Annotated in this window: 18 protein-coding genes; 8 read left to right on the forward strand and 10 right to left on the reverse strand. The window is 32.5% G+C overall.

All coding sequences use genetic code 11. The features are described from left to right. Positions 1 to 109: 109 nt before the first annotated feature. The 3 genes from AC5P2S_RS10220 to AC5P2S_RS10230 all read left to right on the forward strand — a co-directional run bounded on the left by AC5P2S_RS10220 (position 110) and on the right by AC5P2S_RS10230 (position 2,364). Positions 110 to 814 carry a hypothetical protein gene (locus AC5P2S_RS10220; protein ID WP_002978364.1) on the forward strand — a complete coding sequence of 235 codons (705 nt, stop codon included), beginning with the start codon at positions 110 to 112 and terminating at the stop codon, positions 812 to 814. 142 nt (positions 815 to 956) lie between these two features. Continuing rightward, positions 957 to 1,589 carry a DUF4240 domain-containing protein gene (locus AC5P2S_RS10225; RefSeq protein ID WP_041461441.1) on the forward strand — a complete coding sequence of 211 codons (633 nt, stop codon included), beginning with the start codon at positions 957 to 959 and terminating at the stop codon, positions 1,587 to 1,589. A gap of 1 nt (position 1,590) precedes the next feature. Further along, positions 1,591 to 2,364 carry a hypothetical protein gene (locus AC5P2S_RS10230; protein WP_041461440.1) on the forward strand — a complete coding sequence of 258 codons (774 nt, stop codon included), beginning with the start codon at positions 1,591 to 1,593 and terminating at the stop codon, positions 2,362 to 2,364. 76 nt (positions 2,365 to 2,440) lie between these two features. Here the strand turns inward: AC5P2S_RS10230 and AC5P2S_RS10235 are convergent, their stop codons facing one another. The 6 genes from AC5P2S_RS10235 to AC5P2S_RS10260 all read right to left on the reverse strand — a co-directional run bounded on the left by AC5P2S_RS10235 (position 2,441) and on the right by AC5P2S_RS10260 (position 8,624). Further along, positions 2,441 to 2,863 (reverse strand): hypothetical protein, encoded by a 423-nt coding sequence (locus AC5P2S_RS10235; RefSeq protein WP_002978358.1) that lies wholly within the window; start codon positions 2,861 to 2,863, stop codon positions 2,441 to 2,443. 258 nt (positions 2,864 to 3,121) lie between these two features. Beyond that, the gene (locus AC5P2S_RS10240; protein WP_185286808.1) at positions 3,122 to 4,141 is read right to left on the reverse strand and encodes a PDDEXK nuclease domain-containing protein; all 1,020 of its coding nucleotides are present in this window, start codon (positions 4,139 to 4,141) and stop codon (positions 3,122 to 3,124) included. Between the two features lie 256 nt (positions 4,142 to 4,397). Then, a complete protein-coding gene (locus tag AC5P2S_RS10245; RefSeq protein WP_185286807.1) occupies positions 4,398 to 5,396 on the reverse strand; it encodes a S1 family peptidase in 999 nt (332 codons plus the stop codon). A 127-nt stretch (positions 5,397 to 5,523) separates the two neighbouring features. Further along, positions 5,524 to 6,342 (reverse strand): PD-(D/E)XK nuclease domain-containing protein, encoded by an 819-nt coding sequence (locus tag AC5P2S_RS10250; protein ID WP_185286806.1) that lies wholly within the window; start codon positions 6,340 to 6,342, stop codon positions 5,524 to 5,526. An 80-nt stretch (positions 6,343 to 6,422) separates the two neighbouring features. Further along, positions 6,423 to 7,835: a caspase family protein gene (locus AC5P2S_RS10255; RefSeq protein WP_185286805.1), complete on the reverse strand. Its 1,413-nt coding sequence runs from the start codon at positions 7,833 to 7,835 to the stop codon at positions 6,423 to 6,425. Between the two features lie 129 nt (positions 7,836 to 7,964). Further along, entirely contained in the window at positions 7,965 to 8,624 is a 660-nt protein-coding gene (locus AC5P2S_RS10260; protein ID WP_185286804.1) for a hypothetical protein, read from the reverse strand. Positions 8,625 to 9,085: 461 nt separating this feature from the next. Between AC5P2S_RS10260 and AC5P2S_RS10265 the strand changes: the two genes are divergently transcribed. Next, complete coding sequence (locus AC5P2S_RS10265; RefSeq protein ID WP_185286803.1) at positions 9,086 to 9,436, forward strand: nuclear transport factor 2 family protein; 351 nt, start codon at positions 9,086 to 9,088, stop codon at positions 9,434 to 9,436. Between the two features lie 516 nt (positions 9,437 to 9,952). Here the strand turns inward: AC5P2S_RS10265 and AC5P2S_RS10270 are convergent. Then, entirely contained in the window at positions 9,953 to 10,609 is a 657-nt protein-coding gene (locus AC5P2S_RS10270; RefSeq protein WP_185286802.1) for a CPBP family intramembrane glutamic endopeptidase, read from the reverse strand. Between the two features lie 137 nt (positions 10,610 to 10,746). On the opposite strand from AC5P2S_RS10270, the gene AC5P2S_RS10275 reads away from it, so the two are divergent. Continuing rightward, on the forward strand, positions 10,747 to 10,941 hold the full coding sequence (locus tag AC5P2S_RS10275) for a hypothetical protein (protein WP_185286801.1): 195 nt from the start codon (positions 10,747 to 10,749) through the stop codon (positions 10,939 to 10,941). Further along, a complete protein-coding gene (locus AC5P2S_RS10280; protein WP_240581034.1) occupies positions 10,942 to 11,091 on the forward strand; it encodes a hypothetical protein in 150 nt (49 codons plus the stop codon). A 40-nt stretch (positions 11,092 to 11,131) separates the two neighbouring features. On the opposite strand, the gene AC5P2S_RS10285 is transcribed toward AC5P2S_RS10280, so the two are convergent. The 3 genes from AC5P2S_RS10285 to AC5P2S_RS10295 all read right to left on the reverse strand — a co-directional run bounded on the left by AC5P2S_RS10285 (position 11,132) and on the right by AC5P2S_RS10295 (position 12,516). Beyond that, complete coding sequence (locus AC5P2S_RS10285; protein ID WP_185286800.1) at positions 11,132 to 11,755, reverse strand: hypothetical protein; 624 nt, start codon at positions 11,753 to 11,755, stop codon at positions 11,132 to 11,134. 65 nt (positions 11,756 to 11,820) lie between these two features. Next, positions 11,821 to 12,123, reverse strand: a complete 303-nt coding sequence (locus tag AC5P2S_RS10290) for a helix-turn-helix domain-containing protein (RefSeq protein ID WP_185286799.1) — start codon at positions 12,121 to 12,123, stop codon at positions 11,821 to 11,823. A 171-nt stretch (positions 12,124 to 12,294) separates the two neighbouring features. Further along, the gene (locus AC5P2S_RS10295; RefSeq protein WP_185286798.1) at positions 12,295 to 12,516 is read right to left on the reverse strand and encodes a hypothetical protein; all 222 of its coding nucleotides are present in this window, start codon (positions 12,514 to 12,516) and stop codon (positions 12,295 to 12,297) included. Positions 12,517 to 13,012: 496 nt separating this feature from the next. On the opposite strand from AC5P2S_RS10295, the gene AC5P2S_RS10300 reads away from it, so the two are divergent. Both AC5P2S_RS10300 and AC5P2S_RS10305 read left to right on the forward strand, forming a co-directional pair. Beyond that, complete coding sequence (locus tag AC5P2S_RS10300) at positions 13,013 to 13,543, forward strand: hypothetical protein (RefSeq protein WP_494554788.1); 531 nt, start codon at positions 13,013 to 13,015, stop codon at positions 13,541 to 13,543. Positions 13,544 to 13,744: 201 nt separating this feature from the next. Continuing rightward, positions 13,745 to 16,672, forward strand: coding sequence for a SusC/RagA family TonB-linked outer membrane protein (locus AC5P2S_RS10305; protein ID WP_494554789.1), 2,928 nt, complete (start codon positions 13,745 to 13,747; stop codon positions 16,670 to 16,672). Positions 16,673 to 16,675: the final 3 nt, after the last annotated feature.

Genomic DNA, 16,675 nt, shown 5'->3' on the forward strand with positions numbered 1-16,675 from the left:
CATATTTTATTCAAATCCGCAATTTTTAGTGTCGATAAGTATTATCTATTTTGAAATTAAGATTTAAAGTTCTAATTCTTTCCCTATAAATTCTCAAGTAATAAACAAAATGAAAAAAATTCATTACCTAATTTTCAGCTTTTTTGCACTTGGATGCAATTCAAAATTAGAAAACAGTAATTCCATCGCCGTAAAACCTACTATAAATATAAAAAAAAGAAAATCCAACGGGACAGAAATCGTTAATAAACTGGAAAAACTCAATTTCTTTAATCTGACAGAAAAGTCTGACCTTAATGATGAAAAAGAGGAATTAGCCCGAGCTTATAATGAGAATAATTTTTTTGAAGGTGCACTCCGAGGAGAGACACTGGAATTTCTGGATAACCGTTTTTATTTTATTGATAGTGAAGAACTCTTTAAAGTTGGAGGCTTGATAAATTACTTGAAAACTGTAAAACCTGTCTTTGAGAAACTGGGCTTGAAATTAAATTATTCCAATGAAAAAAGCTTTCAAAATGAAAAGCATTGGAGACATACAATAGAATTGAACAGCAGAGAATATATTGCTTTTGACAATAATTTTAGTAAGCAGGATTGGAACATTGCTTACGTCATGTTTATCGAGATGTTGAACGAAGAATTAGAAATACAGAATAGTGAAGAAAGATTTTACCCTATATCATCCCAAAATGATGGAAGAATGGTATTGCTCACCAAAAAGCAATTCGAGTTCATAAAAGAAAATTATCCCAATGACAAGGAGCACCCTAAAGAATTGGCAGTTTGGAAAAAAGAAAATAATCTTTATTGATAAATCTCAGCTTAACACACATTTTAATTGTAAAAAAACTATGAATTTAATTTAAACTAATAATTACATGATCAAGTCTGCATTTACATTACTAATACTATTTGTATTAAATATATCTTGTACTAATTCAAATAATAATGATATGAAATTTTTGAAGAATTTATTCGGAAAAAACGAAAAGTCTGAGCCTGTAATAACGCCAAATGCTTATAGTTTAAGACTTGAAAAAACAGCGGAAATGCTTGATGAAAATTTATTTTGGAAGATTGTAGATTCATCCGTTAAAAATTCATCGAATCAAAATGAACAAGAAAAATATCTGGTTTCGGAGATATCAAAACTTACTCCAAAACAAATGGTAGGTTTCAGATTAAGAACCGATAAACTTCTTTATGATACCTATACCTCGGAAATGTGGTGTGCAGCTTACATTATGAACGATGGATGTTCCGATGATGGTTTTGAGTACTTTAGGAATTGGGTAATTTCACGTGGTAGAGACGTCTATTACAAAGCAAAAGAAAATCCGGACACTTTGATTTCCCAAAAAGATCATGGTGATGAAGGTATGTTCGAATTTGAACTTTTCTGGTATGTAGCTCTTAAAGCGTTTAAGAATACAACAGGCAAAGAACTGTACGATTATATAGACGAAAATAATTTCCGGACAAAGGAAGGAAATTATCCTCAATTTGAGTTCAATTGGCAAGAAGGAAATCTGGAAAGCAGGAAAAAACTATGCCCGAATCTATACGCTGAATTTGAAAATAGATAACATGAAGGGATTATCATTTAAATTAATATACACAATTATTTTAAGCTTTTGCTTTTTCATTTTAAAATCTCAAACAAAAGAAAATACTATGAAACAAGATTGGATACTGTTTACCAGAGATTTTGATTTTTCAGAATCCTTTAAGTCTGAGTTATCGATCCAGCTTGAAGAGAAATTATACAAGTTAAATAATTTGGATAAAAATCTGAAAAATCCAATCAAGCTTATAATCGGAATGGAAGATTTAAATCAAAGTATATCAGACGGATATATTTATATTCCTGCACATGTCTACATTCATGATGCTGATAAAATATATCCGATTACAATTTGCTGGAAATCCTCAGATTTCAATGATTTGAAAGCGATTCAAAAAAGTAATCTTGAGGGTAAAAAAGTAGACTTCGAATGGTGTAAAGATTTTCCCTTCGATGAGTTAAAAAAAACACTAAGCCAAGAAAAAAAATATGAAAAAATAAACAATCTGAGTTACATCATTATCCCTAAGTATTATCCTGATTTAGTTATCAATTTTAATATTAAAAGACCATTATTTCAAAACGAAAAAGAAATCATTGAAAATATCTTTAAGAAAAATAAGAATGTTTACGTTTCTAACCTTATTGATGATTCAATCATGCTCGATTTTCAAGTTGATTCAATGAATTTTAAAGAAGAGGATTTTTATAAAGATATGGAATATCTCAAAACTTCAATCAAAGAGATATCAGAACAAGAGTTCTCGAATCAGATAGAAAACGTTGAAATAAGATAGTTATTTACATACAATAATATTATGGCTCTGTGGATACTTCTAATCGAAATTGGTCAGAAAGCCGGCCTATAAAAATTCAATTTTTGTCTTCCAAGATTTCAATACAAATCAACACTCCTTCCGTATAACTATATCCATATCCGAACCCATAGCTTCCACCCCCACTTACTTTTTCTGTATCAGATAAAAGCCGAGGTGAACTCGAAATACCTTGTGAACTATATTGATAATTGTAGCGACCTGATGTAATTGGAGAAATTGAGATAATTCTGACATTTTTAGAAGACCACTTTTCCACTTCGCTGTTTATATCATTAGACAATCGCTCTCCATCAATTTCCGAATCTGACCAACCAACAACTTTTTCTGATACGATTCTTTTTGTGATTGGCTTTTCAGCTCCTAACCAATTTCGTTTTGTTTCTCCGGTGGGAATATTTTCACTGACATTTTGCAGAATAGGCTTAAAATATGCTGGAATAAAAATGGTCTTTATCATTAGTTTTTTTAAATTATAGTTACTAACATAAAAATACGTAATAATGATTAAAAATCAAAGAAGTAAAGCTCTTTACCTTCATAAAAAAAGTCCCCAACTCATCCGGGGACTAAAAACTAATAACCATGAAAACTCAATTATAGATGAGATTCAATACAAATATATATATCTTGTTTTATAACGGAAAATATTTAAGAAAATTTAAGATTAATATTACGGATCATGTTTTCGCGCCGAAAATATGCATTATAAAACTACTTATTCTTTCAATGCATTTTCAACTTCCTCTATAAGCTCTTGCTTATCAGGTAAAATTGTTTCATATTTTGAAGCAAATACATTATTTTCAAATCCTCCTAAGATATACTCTGCTGTGATATCGTCTTTTTCAGCGCACAGAATTATTCCTATTGGTGGATTATCATTATCATCGTTAATTTCTGTTTTGTAATAGTTTAAGTATGTATTTAATTGACCTCCGTCAGCAATGTTAAGTTTAGTTGTTTTAAGCTCGATGAGGATATACGATCGTAGAATCTTGTTGTAAAACACCATATCGACGTAATAATGGTTATTATTGATAGTTATTCTTTGCTGGGAACCGACAAACATAAATCCACGCCCTAATTCCAACAAAAAATCTTCGATATGCCTGATTAGTTTTGCTTCCAAATCTTTTTCTAAAATTGGCTTATTCTCAGGAATTCCAAGAAATTCAAAAACATAAGGATTTTTTAAAATATCACCCGCATTTGCTATTTCCTGTCCTTTTCGAGCTAATTCTAGAACTTTTTCTTTATTCTTAGACCCTTGTGAAAGCAAAAGTCTTTCATATAAGGAACTATCAATTTGTCTTTTCAATTCCCGAATAGACCAGTTTGAATTTACGGTTTCTTTCTCATAGAAACTTCGTTTTGCTTTATCTTCTATAATTAAAAGCTCACAAATATGCGTCCAGGTTAAGTGTCCAGTCAGCGACTGGACATCCGGATATTCGGTATAAAGCTTTCTCATATTAAAAAGGTTGGAACGAGAAAATCCTTTTCCAATTTCCTTTGTAAGAAGTTTTGATAAATTCAAAATTATCTGCCTTGATGACTGATTATCTAAATTATTCTTCTGTTCTGTATCGACAATCTCTTTACCGATTCTCCAATAAGTAAAAATCAATTCCTGATTGACACGTTGAGATAAACTTTTTCTTGACGATAAGATTATAGATTTAATATTTTCAACTAAATCCCTATCAATAACCGTTAATTTATCTTTATCACTCATACTACAAAAATAGCAAAATATTAAAACCTTCTAAATATAAAATTGTACTCCACAGAAATCCAGGAGGATATTTTTTTTATTTTATTTAGCATTGAGTTTACTTTCTTTAAAGTACATTAAAACAAAAGTTCTTCCTTTCTGGGGACTAAAACTTATAGCAATGGATTGTTAAATTACCTTTATTTATAAGAAAACTTCCTATTCACAATAAATCTAAGCAAATAATACAAATCCTCAATGGTTTGATTTGTAAATATCAAGTTAGAATTCTAAATCCTTTGTCTATGTTTTCACATCGAAATATTGTTACATCTTCTTTTTTTTCACCACCTCCTAAATACTTGACTATTTCAGATGACGGTGTTAAGATCCCATATCCTAATTTATCAATTTTATCAAAATCTTCTGAGTCCATTGGTATTTGAATTATCATTCCAATCATATTTCCGCTTCGGTTAATAACCGGGCTACCACTGTTTCCGCCTTTTACTTTGGCATTTAAAATAAAATATTCAATACCGTCAAGATACGAGATTTCCTTCCCAATTATTTGTCCGTTTGAAAATTTATAGCTGTTATTTATAGATGATATTTCGTATAGCTGAAAAGCATCGAAACCAGGTATCGGAGGATAACCAATTGTTAAAACCTGTTCAAGTATTTCTGGAGCCACTGCATTAAAATGTTTCGTATCATAGAACACAAAATTGTCGACAAGAATAATTGCAATATCAATATTCTTATCATTAGGAAAAATAACTTCTCTCACGGTTGCCAATTCACCCTTGCTATTTGTCAATGTAATTAATTTAGCATTGTCCACAACGTGTCTTGCTGTAATTACAGTGTGCTTATTTCCCAATAAAAATCCGGTTCCTATATCTGGTTCATCATCATTGGAAACTATTACAATTGGTCTTACCGCACCTGCGAAACTTTCGGCAATAGAAACAAATCCATTCGTTAAAAAGCTATATGTTCCATACTGAGCTACGGCAGCGTCATAACTCGGGGCAATTAATACTTCATTTGATATAGGGAGGTTACCATTAGGAAGGATTCCACCGGACATTAGAATTCCTTCGTTTTTCAAAATATTAATTATCTTGGTAAACTTATGTAAATCTAAGGTATTCAAATACTGTGGCTGAGAAACAAAATCATCAATTGATTTTGGTATTTGTTTTTCAACTAACGATTGATCCGATGTATCAATCGAGAAAAATTCTAAAATTTCGTTTGTTAAGTCTGGCATTAGTTTTTGGTTTTATAAAATATTTTTTTTTATCGAACAAAACGATTATTACAGCTGTAATTGAGAGATTAGTAGGATATAAGTTTTTAATATAATCATACTGCTCAGCTAAATATATTTACGGATACTACAATTTACTTTCCTTATAGGTTCTGATGTTTCTTATTTTGCTATTAAAGCTGATTCCAATTCCATAAATGTCAGGATTATCAATTCTAAACTTTGCGGCATATTCTTTAGCCAAAATTTGGTCTAAAGCTTCTTGAGAATCATCAGAATTTTCTGAAAATTTAAATTCCATTATATATATTTTACGACTAAATCGTATAACTGCATCTATCCTTCCAATATTTGTTGATTCCTCCGGAACAATATCAAATCCAAGTAGTTTCAAAATCAAAAAGACATTTGCATGATAATAACCTTCTGTTTGTTTAACAATCTCGTAAGAAACGTTTGCAAAAATGGATTTAAGGTCATTAATGAAATCAACTATATTGTGTTTTATTAAATGATACCTCAGCTTTTGATATAGTAAAACATTTTCATCCTCTAGATCATAAATTTCAATGACATATTCAAAAGCTGATAAGATTTTTTCTATATACATCGTAAGGCTGGAAATAATCCAATCGGTATCTTGGCCATGATAAAGGCTATCTACAAGATGTCTGTTTCGATTGATGTCATCTATAAAACCTTGCAAATAATAAAGTAAATTCTGCGGAGTAGCAAATCTGTGGGGTATCAATTGTTTGAAATTGAGTTGTTCCTCAATATTGTAATGAATATTATTCAGAAAATTAAGAATTTCATCTCCCTTTGGAAGCCTATAAATACCCAATTCTCTCTGTTCGTATACTGCCCTGTAAAAATCAGTGAACTCAAAAATATTATACGTGAAAAAATCATGTAGGTACTGCTCTACCCTTTCAATTTTTGTCATTGGCTTAGTTTTTTATTTTCTGATTTTAAGAATCTTCATCGTTTACGGTAAAGTAGTTTAAAACTATTGTAATGTTTTTCTTATATAACAAATCTAATGTAACTAAGTTCAAAATTCGAATTAATTCTTATCGATTCAACAGGTGCATTGAGATACTTGGATATAACTGTCTTTAATCCATTTTCATTATAACCATCAATATAATACTTCGAGATTTCTTCTGTAATGTCATTGCCATTAAAGATTATTGAGTCGATTACCTGTACTGTTCTATCTACAAAACCATCATTTATAGTCTTTTGGCTACACTTAATTTCAATATTTGTTGTTTGCATATCTGGCATAAATAATATGGGGTAATCCTGCTGAATTAAAATATCATTTATGAAATCGAATGATCGAATGAATGCCGGATTATCTCTTAATTTAAAAATTTCTTCTCTATAATTTCCTTTAAAATTATTAAATCTAAATTCTCCTTTGCTGTCATAATACATTTCAAATAGAATTCCATTCAACATATGATTCTCTGATTGTGATTGAAAACCTAGTAGTGACCTATTAAGATTTTCAAAAAAATTCATAGCTGAATTTGATCCACCAATAGCGCATTGTAATAAATTCCTTCCTAGAACGAACATTTGATTCTTATCCAGTTGAGTCACTGGTATTGTTAGTAAATAATCAATTGCTGGATTTTGTTTATACCAATTGTATGACTTTAGTTCTTTGATTTTTACATAAAATTCAGAATCTTCATAATAATTTTCATCTTTCAGAACATTCGGATTATAAGGTAGACTTAAAATATTTAATTTTTCACTTTTGTAAAAGTAAAAATCGCCAATTAATGAAGTATGTTCCCAAGTTGTTTGCTTTCCTCCTGATAATGCAAAGACTGTCTTTCTTACAGATTTAAATAGATCTTCGACAGCTATCCTTTCGGTCGAGAGATGCTTTATTAGAGAGCCCGTATAAATACTATTATTTTCGTATCCAACATCTAAAGCGCCTTCATTGGGAGATGTTGAAAATGCTATTAATGATCCTTTAGGAGCTATTATTGGACTAAATCCAAGTGCAGTTCCGCGACCGAATGATCTTCTGCAAGCATCTAATATCACTATGTTCAATTTAGTAGGGTTTTGCCTATATATATCAAATAAGTCATTTAAGGTAATACAATTTTGCCTTGCCATGTACTTATTTTCAGGAGGAATTTGCGAATCAATACTCGCCAAAAAATTCTCTCCATCTACTTCGAATCCGTGACCTGCAAAATAGAAAATGGATGCATCAAAATCTTTTAGTAAGTCGCTATACTCTTGTAAAATATCAACTATTTTTTTTTGATCGATATTCAAAAATAATTTTACCTCATAATTGTAAGCTCTAAATATTTCAGCAATTTGAATTGCGTCATTTTCTCCATTAGTTAATTCACTTCCTTTAAAGTAGTTGTTATTTCCAATTATAATTGCTAATGTTTTCATATATCTGAGTCGGTTTTGTATGTTTTTAAATATTCGTCTATAAAATGGTGACAGTTATAATTTTGCAAGCTGTTCTATTTTTCTAAAAGGATAATACTTATTCAGATAACTTGTATTTTCCTAGAATCGTCAATGTTCTAGTAATGTATGAGTTTCAAATCTAAGAATCCTCCAATCTAAAGATATTTCTTTGTTTATATTCAATTTTTCTACCTTATCAATAATTGCTTTGCGATGGGCAACACCACACATAAACACTGCCTTTTTAAATTGGTTGGTTTTACAATATGAATAAATATTTTCAAGCATTTCATCTTCGTACAAATCGATAGAATTGATTGCATCTTTGTTTAATGCGGTATCACTTAAAATAACGTTTTCTAATTTGCGCATATCTTCCTGAAGCTGTATACTTAAATCGCTATTAAGGAACTGAAAACCGTGCTTTGCCGATAATGTATTAAAGTTTATAATTTTTCTTTGCAGCCCTATATCCTGAGATGCAATATCAGATTTTTTATTAAATGCATCTGGCATTTCACTGTCCAGTACAGGAACATATTTAAAGACTGATCTGTATCGATACTTTTGAAGTGCTTCGATCTCAAGCTTATTATGGAAAACTCCAAATTCGGAAAATAAATGTTCATAATAATTCGAATAAGTATCTTTCAAAGCTTCTAAAAAAATAACATCAGGATGAATTTGTTCAATTATTTCACAAAGTTCATTTGCATTGCATTGTCCATTTTGTTTATGTGTAGTACTTATGAAAGTAATTTCATACATATCATTTAGGGTATTAGTATTGTGAATATTATTCTAAATAATAAAAAGCTTCGAATAGGTCGAAGCATTAAGGCATGAAAGTTTCCAATTACATCAACCTATAATAAGTTCCATTACAGAAATTATGGGAAATGTTTTACTAATTGATTTAGCTTTAGATGTGTCGACTATGTCTTTTTGTAATGCCTCAATTTCCGCAGTACTCTTATCTCCGATTAAGTTTCGATATATGTTTAAATGTAATATAATTCTCATAGCTTACAGTTTTTTTACGAATTCTTTAAAATTACAAAATTTTAATCTTAAAATAATCCTTACAGTATTAGAAAACCACTTTTAAAATGAAAGGTTTAAAACTCATAAGTGAGGACAATGAATTTTATTATTTTGTTTGTAAATTTCTGTTCTGAAAATTTATCCCAGTTTGGAAGTTATATTTAATCATTAAAATAACAGATAAAATGAAAAACTTAACCATCCTGCACGAAGCTAATGAATTTGTGAAAAATGGAGATTATGAAAACTTTTTAGCTTACTGCACCCCAGATACAAAATGGGTGTTTGTTGGCGAGCGTACCCTTAATGGAAAAGAAGAAGTTCGAGCCTATATGAAAGAGTTCTATTTGGAGCCGCCAATTTTCAGTGTCGAAACAGCTATTGAAGAAGACGATTTTGTAATGGTCACAGGCGAAATCCAGTTAAGAAACAATGAAGGAAAGTATGAACACTTTGATTACTGTGATATTTGGAGATTCGAAAATGGCAAGTTAGCAGAATTGAAAGCATTTGTTATCAAGAAAAATTCGTTATAATAGTGTTTTGGATTAAAACAATACTTTGAGCGCAATTCTTTGTTTCTTACGATGCGCTCATTGCACAAGCGGAATATTGATAGAAGTGAAGGAAACTGGTGGCGGGATAGAGCTTTCTTCATTAATTAAACTATGAAAACTCGAATTAATGAGAATCTACATAAATATATAAATTTAAAGTATTAAGGAAATATTGACATATCTTTGGTGAGTGGAAAATCATGAAGAAATAGAAAGAACAATACTAGAAATCCTTACCGAAAAATTAAAAAAAAATGGCGGGAATAATGGTGTTGATTTTACAGCTTTGACCACATATTGAACCTAAACATACAGGACTGAAACGAGTTTCTTGCGCAAATTGCTAGAGAAAAAAAGTTTATAATCTTTCAAAGTTTGAATGGAAAGAGAATTACTTTACCAAAATAGTAGTCAATACTATTTTAGAATAAATCTCGCTGAGATCAAATATCCTCCTCCAATAACTAAGAACGGAAGTAGATCTTTTCTCAATAATCAAAAGGCGAAGATTCCAAATGCATCTCTATATATGAGGATAAGTGTAATAGTATCGAATATCCCATGAGAAAATATAACAATCCAAAGATTATCGTATTCCTTATATAAAATAGACCAATAAAGTCCTCCCAGTATCGCAGAAATAATACCAAAGACGTCTTGCTGTAAATGATAGAGACCAAAAAGCAAACTTGTTACAAGTACACTGAATAAAGGATCGTATCCTTTAAAAATTCTCTTTTCCAGCACATTTTGTATATAACCTCGAAATACGACTTCTTCGTAAAATCCGCCAATAATCAAAGCCGCGAATATTGTCATTAGCAATCTTGGCACACTACTTTTAATAAAATTGTATTCAATATAATCTGGAACCTGAAAAAAATATTTAATGGTAGGTATATAAAGAAATTGCATAAAAGCTACCCAAGCTATCGCAGTAACGGCTCCTAAGAAAACTGCTCTTAAATTTAATTTTTTTTTTATTAGCCCTATATCCCTAAAATTCTTCCCTTCCCTTCGAAGCATAAGGTAAATTGCTAACAGGCAAACAGCAGCATAAGAGTAAAAAGACAAAGGTACAAAGTGGGGAAATATCACAAGAAATATAATACATCCAATATACCCAATTGTTGAAATTATCTTTCTATCCATAAGGTGGTAAGTAAAAGGGCTTGTTAAACTTACAGATTATAAGCAGCTATCAATTTTACCCAATAAAGTTAAAAACTTAAACTTTATTACGTATTATTGTGATTAATTTTTTTCTTAGATTTACACAAAACACAATTATGAAAGCATTAAAAATCTACAGCATTATTTGTACATTGGCAGTTATTGTTTTATCTATAAGCCATTATACTACTTCTAAAAAATATCGCAAATCAGAAAAAGAAATAGTTAAGACCAAAAATGAATTGAAAGATACTGAACAAGTTCTTGAACAATGTTCCGACAGATACTACAAAGAAATGAACAAAAAATAAATGGCAAAGGAATTATCTTTTTACGAATTTACTCAGCTCCCAAAGGAAGAGCAATATCACTTGGCGTTCACTCAAGGTGAATTCGTAGATTCTTCGGTGAAGAATGAAGTTAAATTTGCGCTTTATATGATTCTTCTGACAATAAAATAGTAAGCTTAGCAAGTTTTATGAGTGCAATAACCTAATTGAGCTATTCTTTTATAAAAGACCTCCTAAGCTCTTCCAGATTATGTAGATCAAACACTTTAATTTTTCTATCCATTACAATTTTATTGGAGCTTATTACCTTATCGTGCCAGTAATCTTGCGGCAGATCATTTTCAAATTCCTGAACTACGATGTGAACAATCATATTAATAATTGTATTAATCGAATTAAATTCCTCGGTGTATTTTGGAAAATTATAAGTTTTGACAACATCGCCCATTAAAAGTGATTTTGAGTTGTCTCTTAGATTGTGTGCTAGAATATGATTAAGATAATCTTTAAGGTTATAGTCTCTCTTGATTTCTTTGATGAAAGGCTTGAGGAATTTCTTAATTTTAATTACTCGAGTCTTATAGAGAGTTTCAACGTAGTTTATTGAAAAAAAAGTATCATACTCATCCAGAAAAGAACAAATATTTATTATGCAATACTCTTTGAGCTGTATACCATACAAGGTTTTAGTAGTAGCGAGTTTAAATTCTGGTTTTATTTTAAATTGCCTTAGTAAATCCTCATTCACATCTAGTGCAGATATAAGCTCTGTTTTCAAATTGATATTATCAGATTCCTCTATAAGGGTTCTGATAACTTCTGTCAATTTACTCATTTAGTAAAAAATTATAGAACGTAGCAATAGTTTTAAAACTGTAAAAATCCAATGCTGTTTATATCTTAATCCCGAATATTAATACCTTTTGCTTTTTCAAATTCTTTAAAGAATTTTTCTAATGAGTAACGTTCGTGCCTTAATATATTATAAATTGTGGACATTGGAATGTTATAACCCTCATCTAGCTTTAGCTTTGAAATTGTAGACGAAGTTATTCCACAAAGTTTTGCATATTGATTTTGTGTTATTACTTTACCGTCTTGATCACGATATTCACGTAAAAATTTATTCTCAATGAAATTGCACAAATGTTTATTTACAAGCGCATTTTCCTTATTTAAAACCTCCTTATCACGCATATTCATTATAATCTTTATCAAATAAAAAGATTAAAATGAAAAATACTGTTCGCTAAAGCGAACAATTTAATAATTTTTGTTATATTTGTAAAGTAAATAATTATAGAGATAAATTCGTACTATAATCAGAAAGCATATTTTACTTTAATTGTAACAACTAATATAATAGGAAATGGATTAAACGCCAACAAATTCAAAGAATTCATGAAGTTTTAATTCTTTAGCTTCACAAATCTTCTGAATGGTTATTAAGCTAATTTGATAAGTGTGATCTTCGCGAATACGACGAACAGTTTTTTCGTCAAGATTGTGTTCGGTTGCAAACTTACTATTGTTGTCTAAAGGAATAACCCAGTTATCCCTAATGTATTCAACTATCTTTCGGTTTGCCTCATTCATACTAACAAAATAAGGCTTTAAAAGGAAAATTAATTCGGATTGAAATCCGAATATTTAATTATTTTAGTATATTTGTAAAAAGATTACATTCAATGATGTAATTTTGCGATACTTCGAAAAATATTAGAAGCTATTCGCTTAGAATCTCGTATCAGAAAACTGGTAATTTAATGCTCACGAGAGGATAAGTAGAAGGCTCACGACCTAGGCGTGGGCTCTCTTATCTGTGAGCAAGGTATACCAGTACCCCTGATACAGTAAGTAGAGTTCCACGCCGTTTTTATTCTAATGTTGTCCGCCTACTCCACTTTCTAAGCTGCTTTTACTATAAAGATTAGGCAGGTTACAATGGCAGCGCATCCATTGGAGCTTTATAGCTCACACTAAGAGTAAATTTCATTCATATTAAATTTAGACCTGTAGAGGCGGAAGTTTTCTTCACTGGTAAGGCTTCCTCCAATACGGTCATAAAAAACAAAAACTCATACAACAGCTATTGAAAACCAAGAGAATAGATTTGGAAAGCAGATTCTGGTCTGGCAGTCGTACAAATTCAGGGATAAAACTTATTAAGAACTTTTTCCAATTCAACGACCTTGTGGCCGCCAAAGAACTATTGAACCAAATTATGATTTATTCGGGCAAAAAGAAGTCTGTAATACTGGAAGATTCCTCGACTATTTTCCACTTTCATCAGGCTTTACGGTCTTTAGTGCGTGCGTGTTTTCTCCTATGGCAGAAAGAAAAAAGATGGAAAGTCAATGAACCGGGGGAGAATTATTCGCCATTAGCACAGGGTTCACTTTCAGATGGTGAATTTATAAACCCAATACTGGTATTTCAAAAGGCTTTTGGAGAATACTCCATCAAAGATTTCGAGTACTACATTTCGGTGGCTGTCTATTTTTCGTTGGGTACCTATTCTCACACCGCTGAAAGTAAAATCTTTGTTCCATACCTGCATTTATGCAAACTGCTTGATGCATCATACCTCATCTTAGAAAGAGGAATCCAAAAGAAAAAATAACCATTAATCAAATAAGCAAAGAATGAATAACACTACTTAAGAATCCCCTAAAACATAATAAAAAAGCCCTTTCCGCAAAGTTGACGCTGGTTGGAAAGAGCAAAGTCTAATAAATTAAACTATATCAAAAGTATGAAAAAAAACTTTTGCAGGCTAGGCTGTATTCAACTTTCAGCCACTTTAACCCTGCTAGTCTCGGGAATGGCAATAGGACAAGTAAGAACCATCTCGGGAACGGTCACACAAAATGGGCAGCCAGTCAGTAATGTCTCGGTATTTCAGGAAGGCAGTACAGAAGTTACAATTACTAATTCTTCCGGGAAATATCAGATCCAAGTTGCCGGAAACAATCCCGTTCTTATTTTCAAACATCCAGATTATGCAGAACAACGGCTAGACATCGGAACAATATCCACTGCCAATATTGCTTTAAGCAATAGGGAAAGGCAAATTGAAGAAGTTGTGCTTAACGCAGGTTATTACAAAGTAAAAGAAAAAGAAAGTACGGGAAATATCGCGAAGGTTACAGCAAAAGAAATTGCAAACCAGCCTGTCACTAATGTTCTTTCTTCTATACAGGGGCGGGTTTCCGGAGTGAATATCACGCAAAGTACGGGAGTTCCCGGTGCTGGCTTTGATATTCAGATTCGTGGCAAAAACAGTCTGAGAAGTGCTGGAAACGAACCTTTATATATCATCGATGGTGTTCCATACGGAGGGCGTGTCAATGCACAAAACTCTGCCGCCATCCTTCCTTCCGGCAATATTAGCCCTCTAAACTCCATTAACCCCAACGATATCGAAAGCATTGAAATCCTTAAAGATGCTGATGCGACAGCCATCTACGGTACACGTGGTGCGAATGGCGTTGTTCTCGTCACGACTAAACGCGGCACAAAAGGACGGTTAGAAGTTTCCCTGAATACCAACTATGGACCAAGTAAGGTGGCAAACCATATGGAAATGATGAATACCGAGCAGTATATTTCAATGAGAAGGCAGGCTTATGCGAATTCTGGAATCGCTACCTATCCTTCCAATGCCTACGATATCAATGGAAAATGGGATCAATCGCGATATACAGATTGGCAAAAAGTCTTAATAGGCAATTGGGCAGAGTTACAGTCAACTATGATTTCGTTAAGTGGCGGAGGAGCCAACAGTAGCTTTTTAATTAGCGGAGGGCATACTGAGCAAACCACAGTTTTTCCGGGCAATTTTCGCTATAAGGTAAATACTTTGATGTCAAGCTACAATTATAAATCTCCTAATAAAAAGTTGACCCTCTCATTTACAAACAATTTCAGCACTTCTGATAATAATGTAATTAACACGGATCTCACCAACCGATCCCTGTTTTTAAGCCCCAATGCACCTGCTCTTTATAAGCCAGATGGAACATTAAATTGGGAAGATGGGACATTCGCCAATCCAATTGCTTCGCTGGAAGGCGTGTATAACAATACGATGAAACAGTTTAATCAAAGCCTTAATGTGGACTATTTAATAGGGCTTGGCTTAAATTTCAAAATAAATGGTGGTATGAACTTTCAGGACTTTGAAGAATTTGCCGTCAAACCAAACACAATGTACAACCCGGCTTCAACGTCAGGTTCCAGTCCACAATATTCAACTTCCTCAAAGGGTCTTAATAAAATATTCTCATTCATAGTAGAACCGCAATTATCGTGGAACAAAAAAATCAACAGACATGAACTGCAGGTCTTGGTAGGAAGTTCATTGCAAACGACAAGGAATCAGCAATCAGGCATAACAGGGACAGGATTTTCAAGCAACGCTTTACTGTACAATATTGCAGCGGCAACAACAAAGACATTCAGAGACGAAATCGATATTGATTATCGCTATGTTTCTCTATATGGAAGAGTAAATTATCAATTTGCAAACCGATATATACTTAATCTAACCGCAAGGCGGGACGGTTCCAGCCGCTTTGGTTCAGCTAACAGATTTGCAAACTTTGGAGCACTTGGCGCAGCATGGTTGTTCTCAGAAGAGAGCTTTTTAAAAAACAGCAGATGGCTCAGTACAGGAAAATTAAGAGGAAGCTTCGGTCTGACCGGAAGCGATGCTATCGGTGACTACCAGTTTCTTGATACATATACCTTATCAACAAGTTCCTACAATGATGTCGTAGGATTTTATCCATCAAGGCTTTACAATCCTTATTTCAGCTGGGAAAAAACAAAAAAACTGGAGGTTGCGATTCAGCTCGGCTTCTTGAAAGATAGGCTGATGCTCCAATCCGCATATTACCAAAACCGTTCATCCAATCAGTTGGTTGGAATCCCATTACCCGCTACAACAGGTTTTTCATCGGTGCAATCCAACCTGGATGCAACCGTTGAGAATACCGGATGGGAAGTAGAGCTGTCAGCACATCCTATCAGAGGTAATAAATGGAATTGGAGCTCTTCCTTCAATATCACGATTCCCAAAAGCAAACTGTTATCTTTTCCAGGACTGGAGGGTTCATCATACGCTAATACGTATGTAATAGGCTACCCCACTTCTATCGTCAAGCTATACCAATATGAAGGTATTGACCCCAGCACTGGATCATATCTCTTTAAAGACTACAATGGGGATGGCAAAATAAGCAGTCCCGATGACAATAAAGCCATTGAAAATATCGGAACGAAATTCTTTGGCGGATGGCAGAATGAAATTAGCTACAAAAACTTGAGCCTGTCATTCCTATTCCAGTTCGTAAAACAGACCAACTACAACTACATAAGTACTATGCCCTACCCCGGCAATATGAACAATCAGCCAGCTGCGTTTACAAATGTATGGTCTCAAAACAATCAAGGCGGTTTTATTATGCCTTACTCAGCCGGAACCAATGCACAGATTAATGCGCTTACAGCGAACTACATCGCAAGTACAGCAGCGATCGGCGATGCATCATTTATAAGGCTAAAAAATATCCAGTTAAACTACAAAATACCTGTTAGGTCTTCATGGATAAAGCAGGCTTTAGTATATGTTCAGGGACAAAATCTGGCGACATGGACGAACTATTTCGGTCTCGATCCCGAGTTTACGTCAACCGGATATCTTCCCCCTTTGAAAACTTATTCTTTAGGATGTCAAATAACTTTTTAAAAT

The organism is Epilithonimonas sp. 33E (assembly GCF_059372615.1).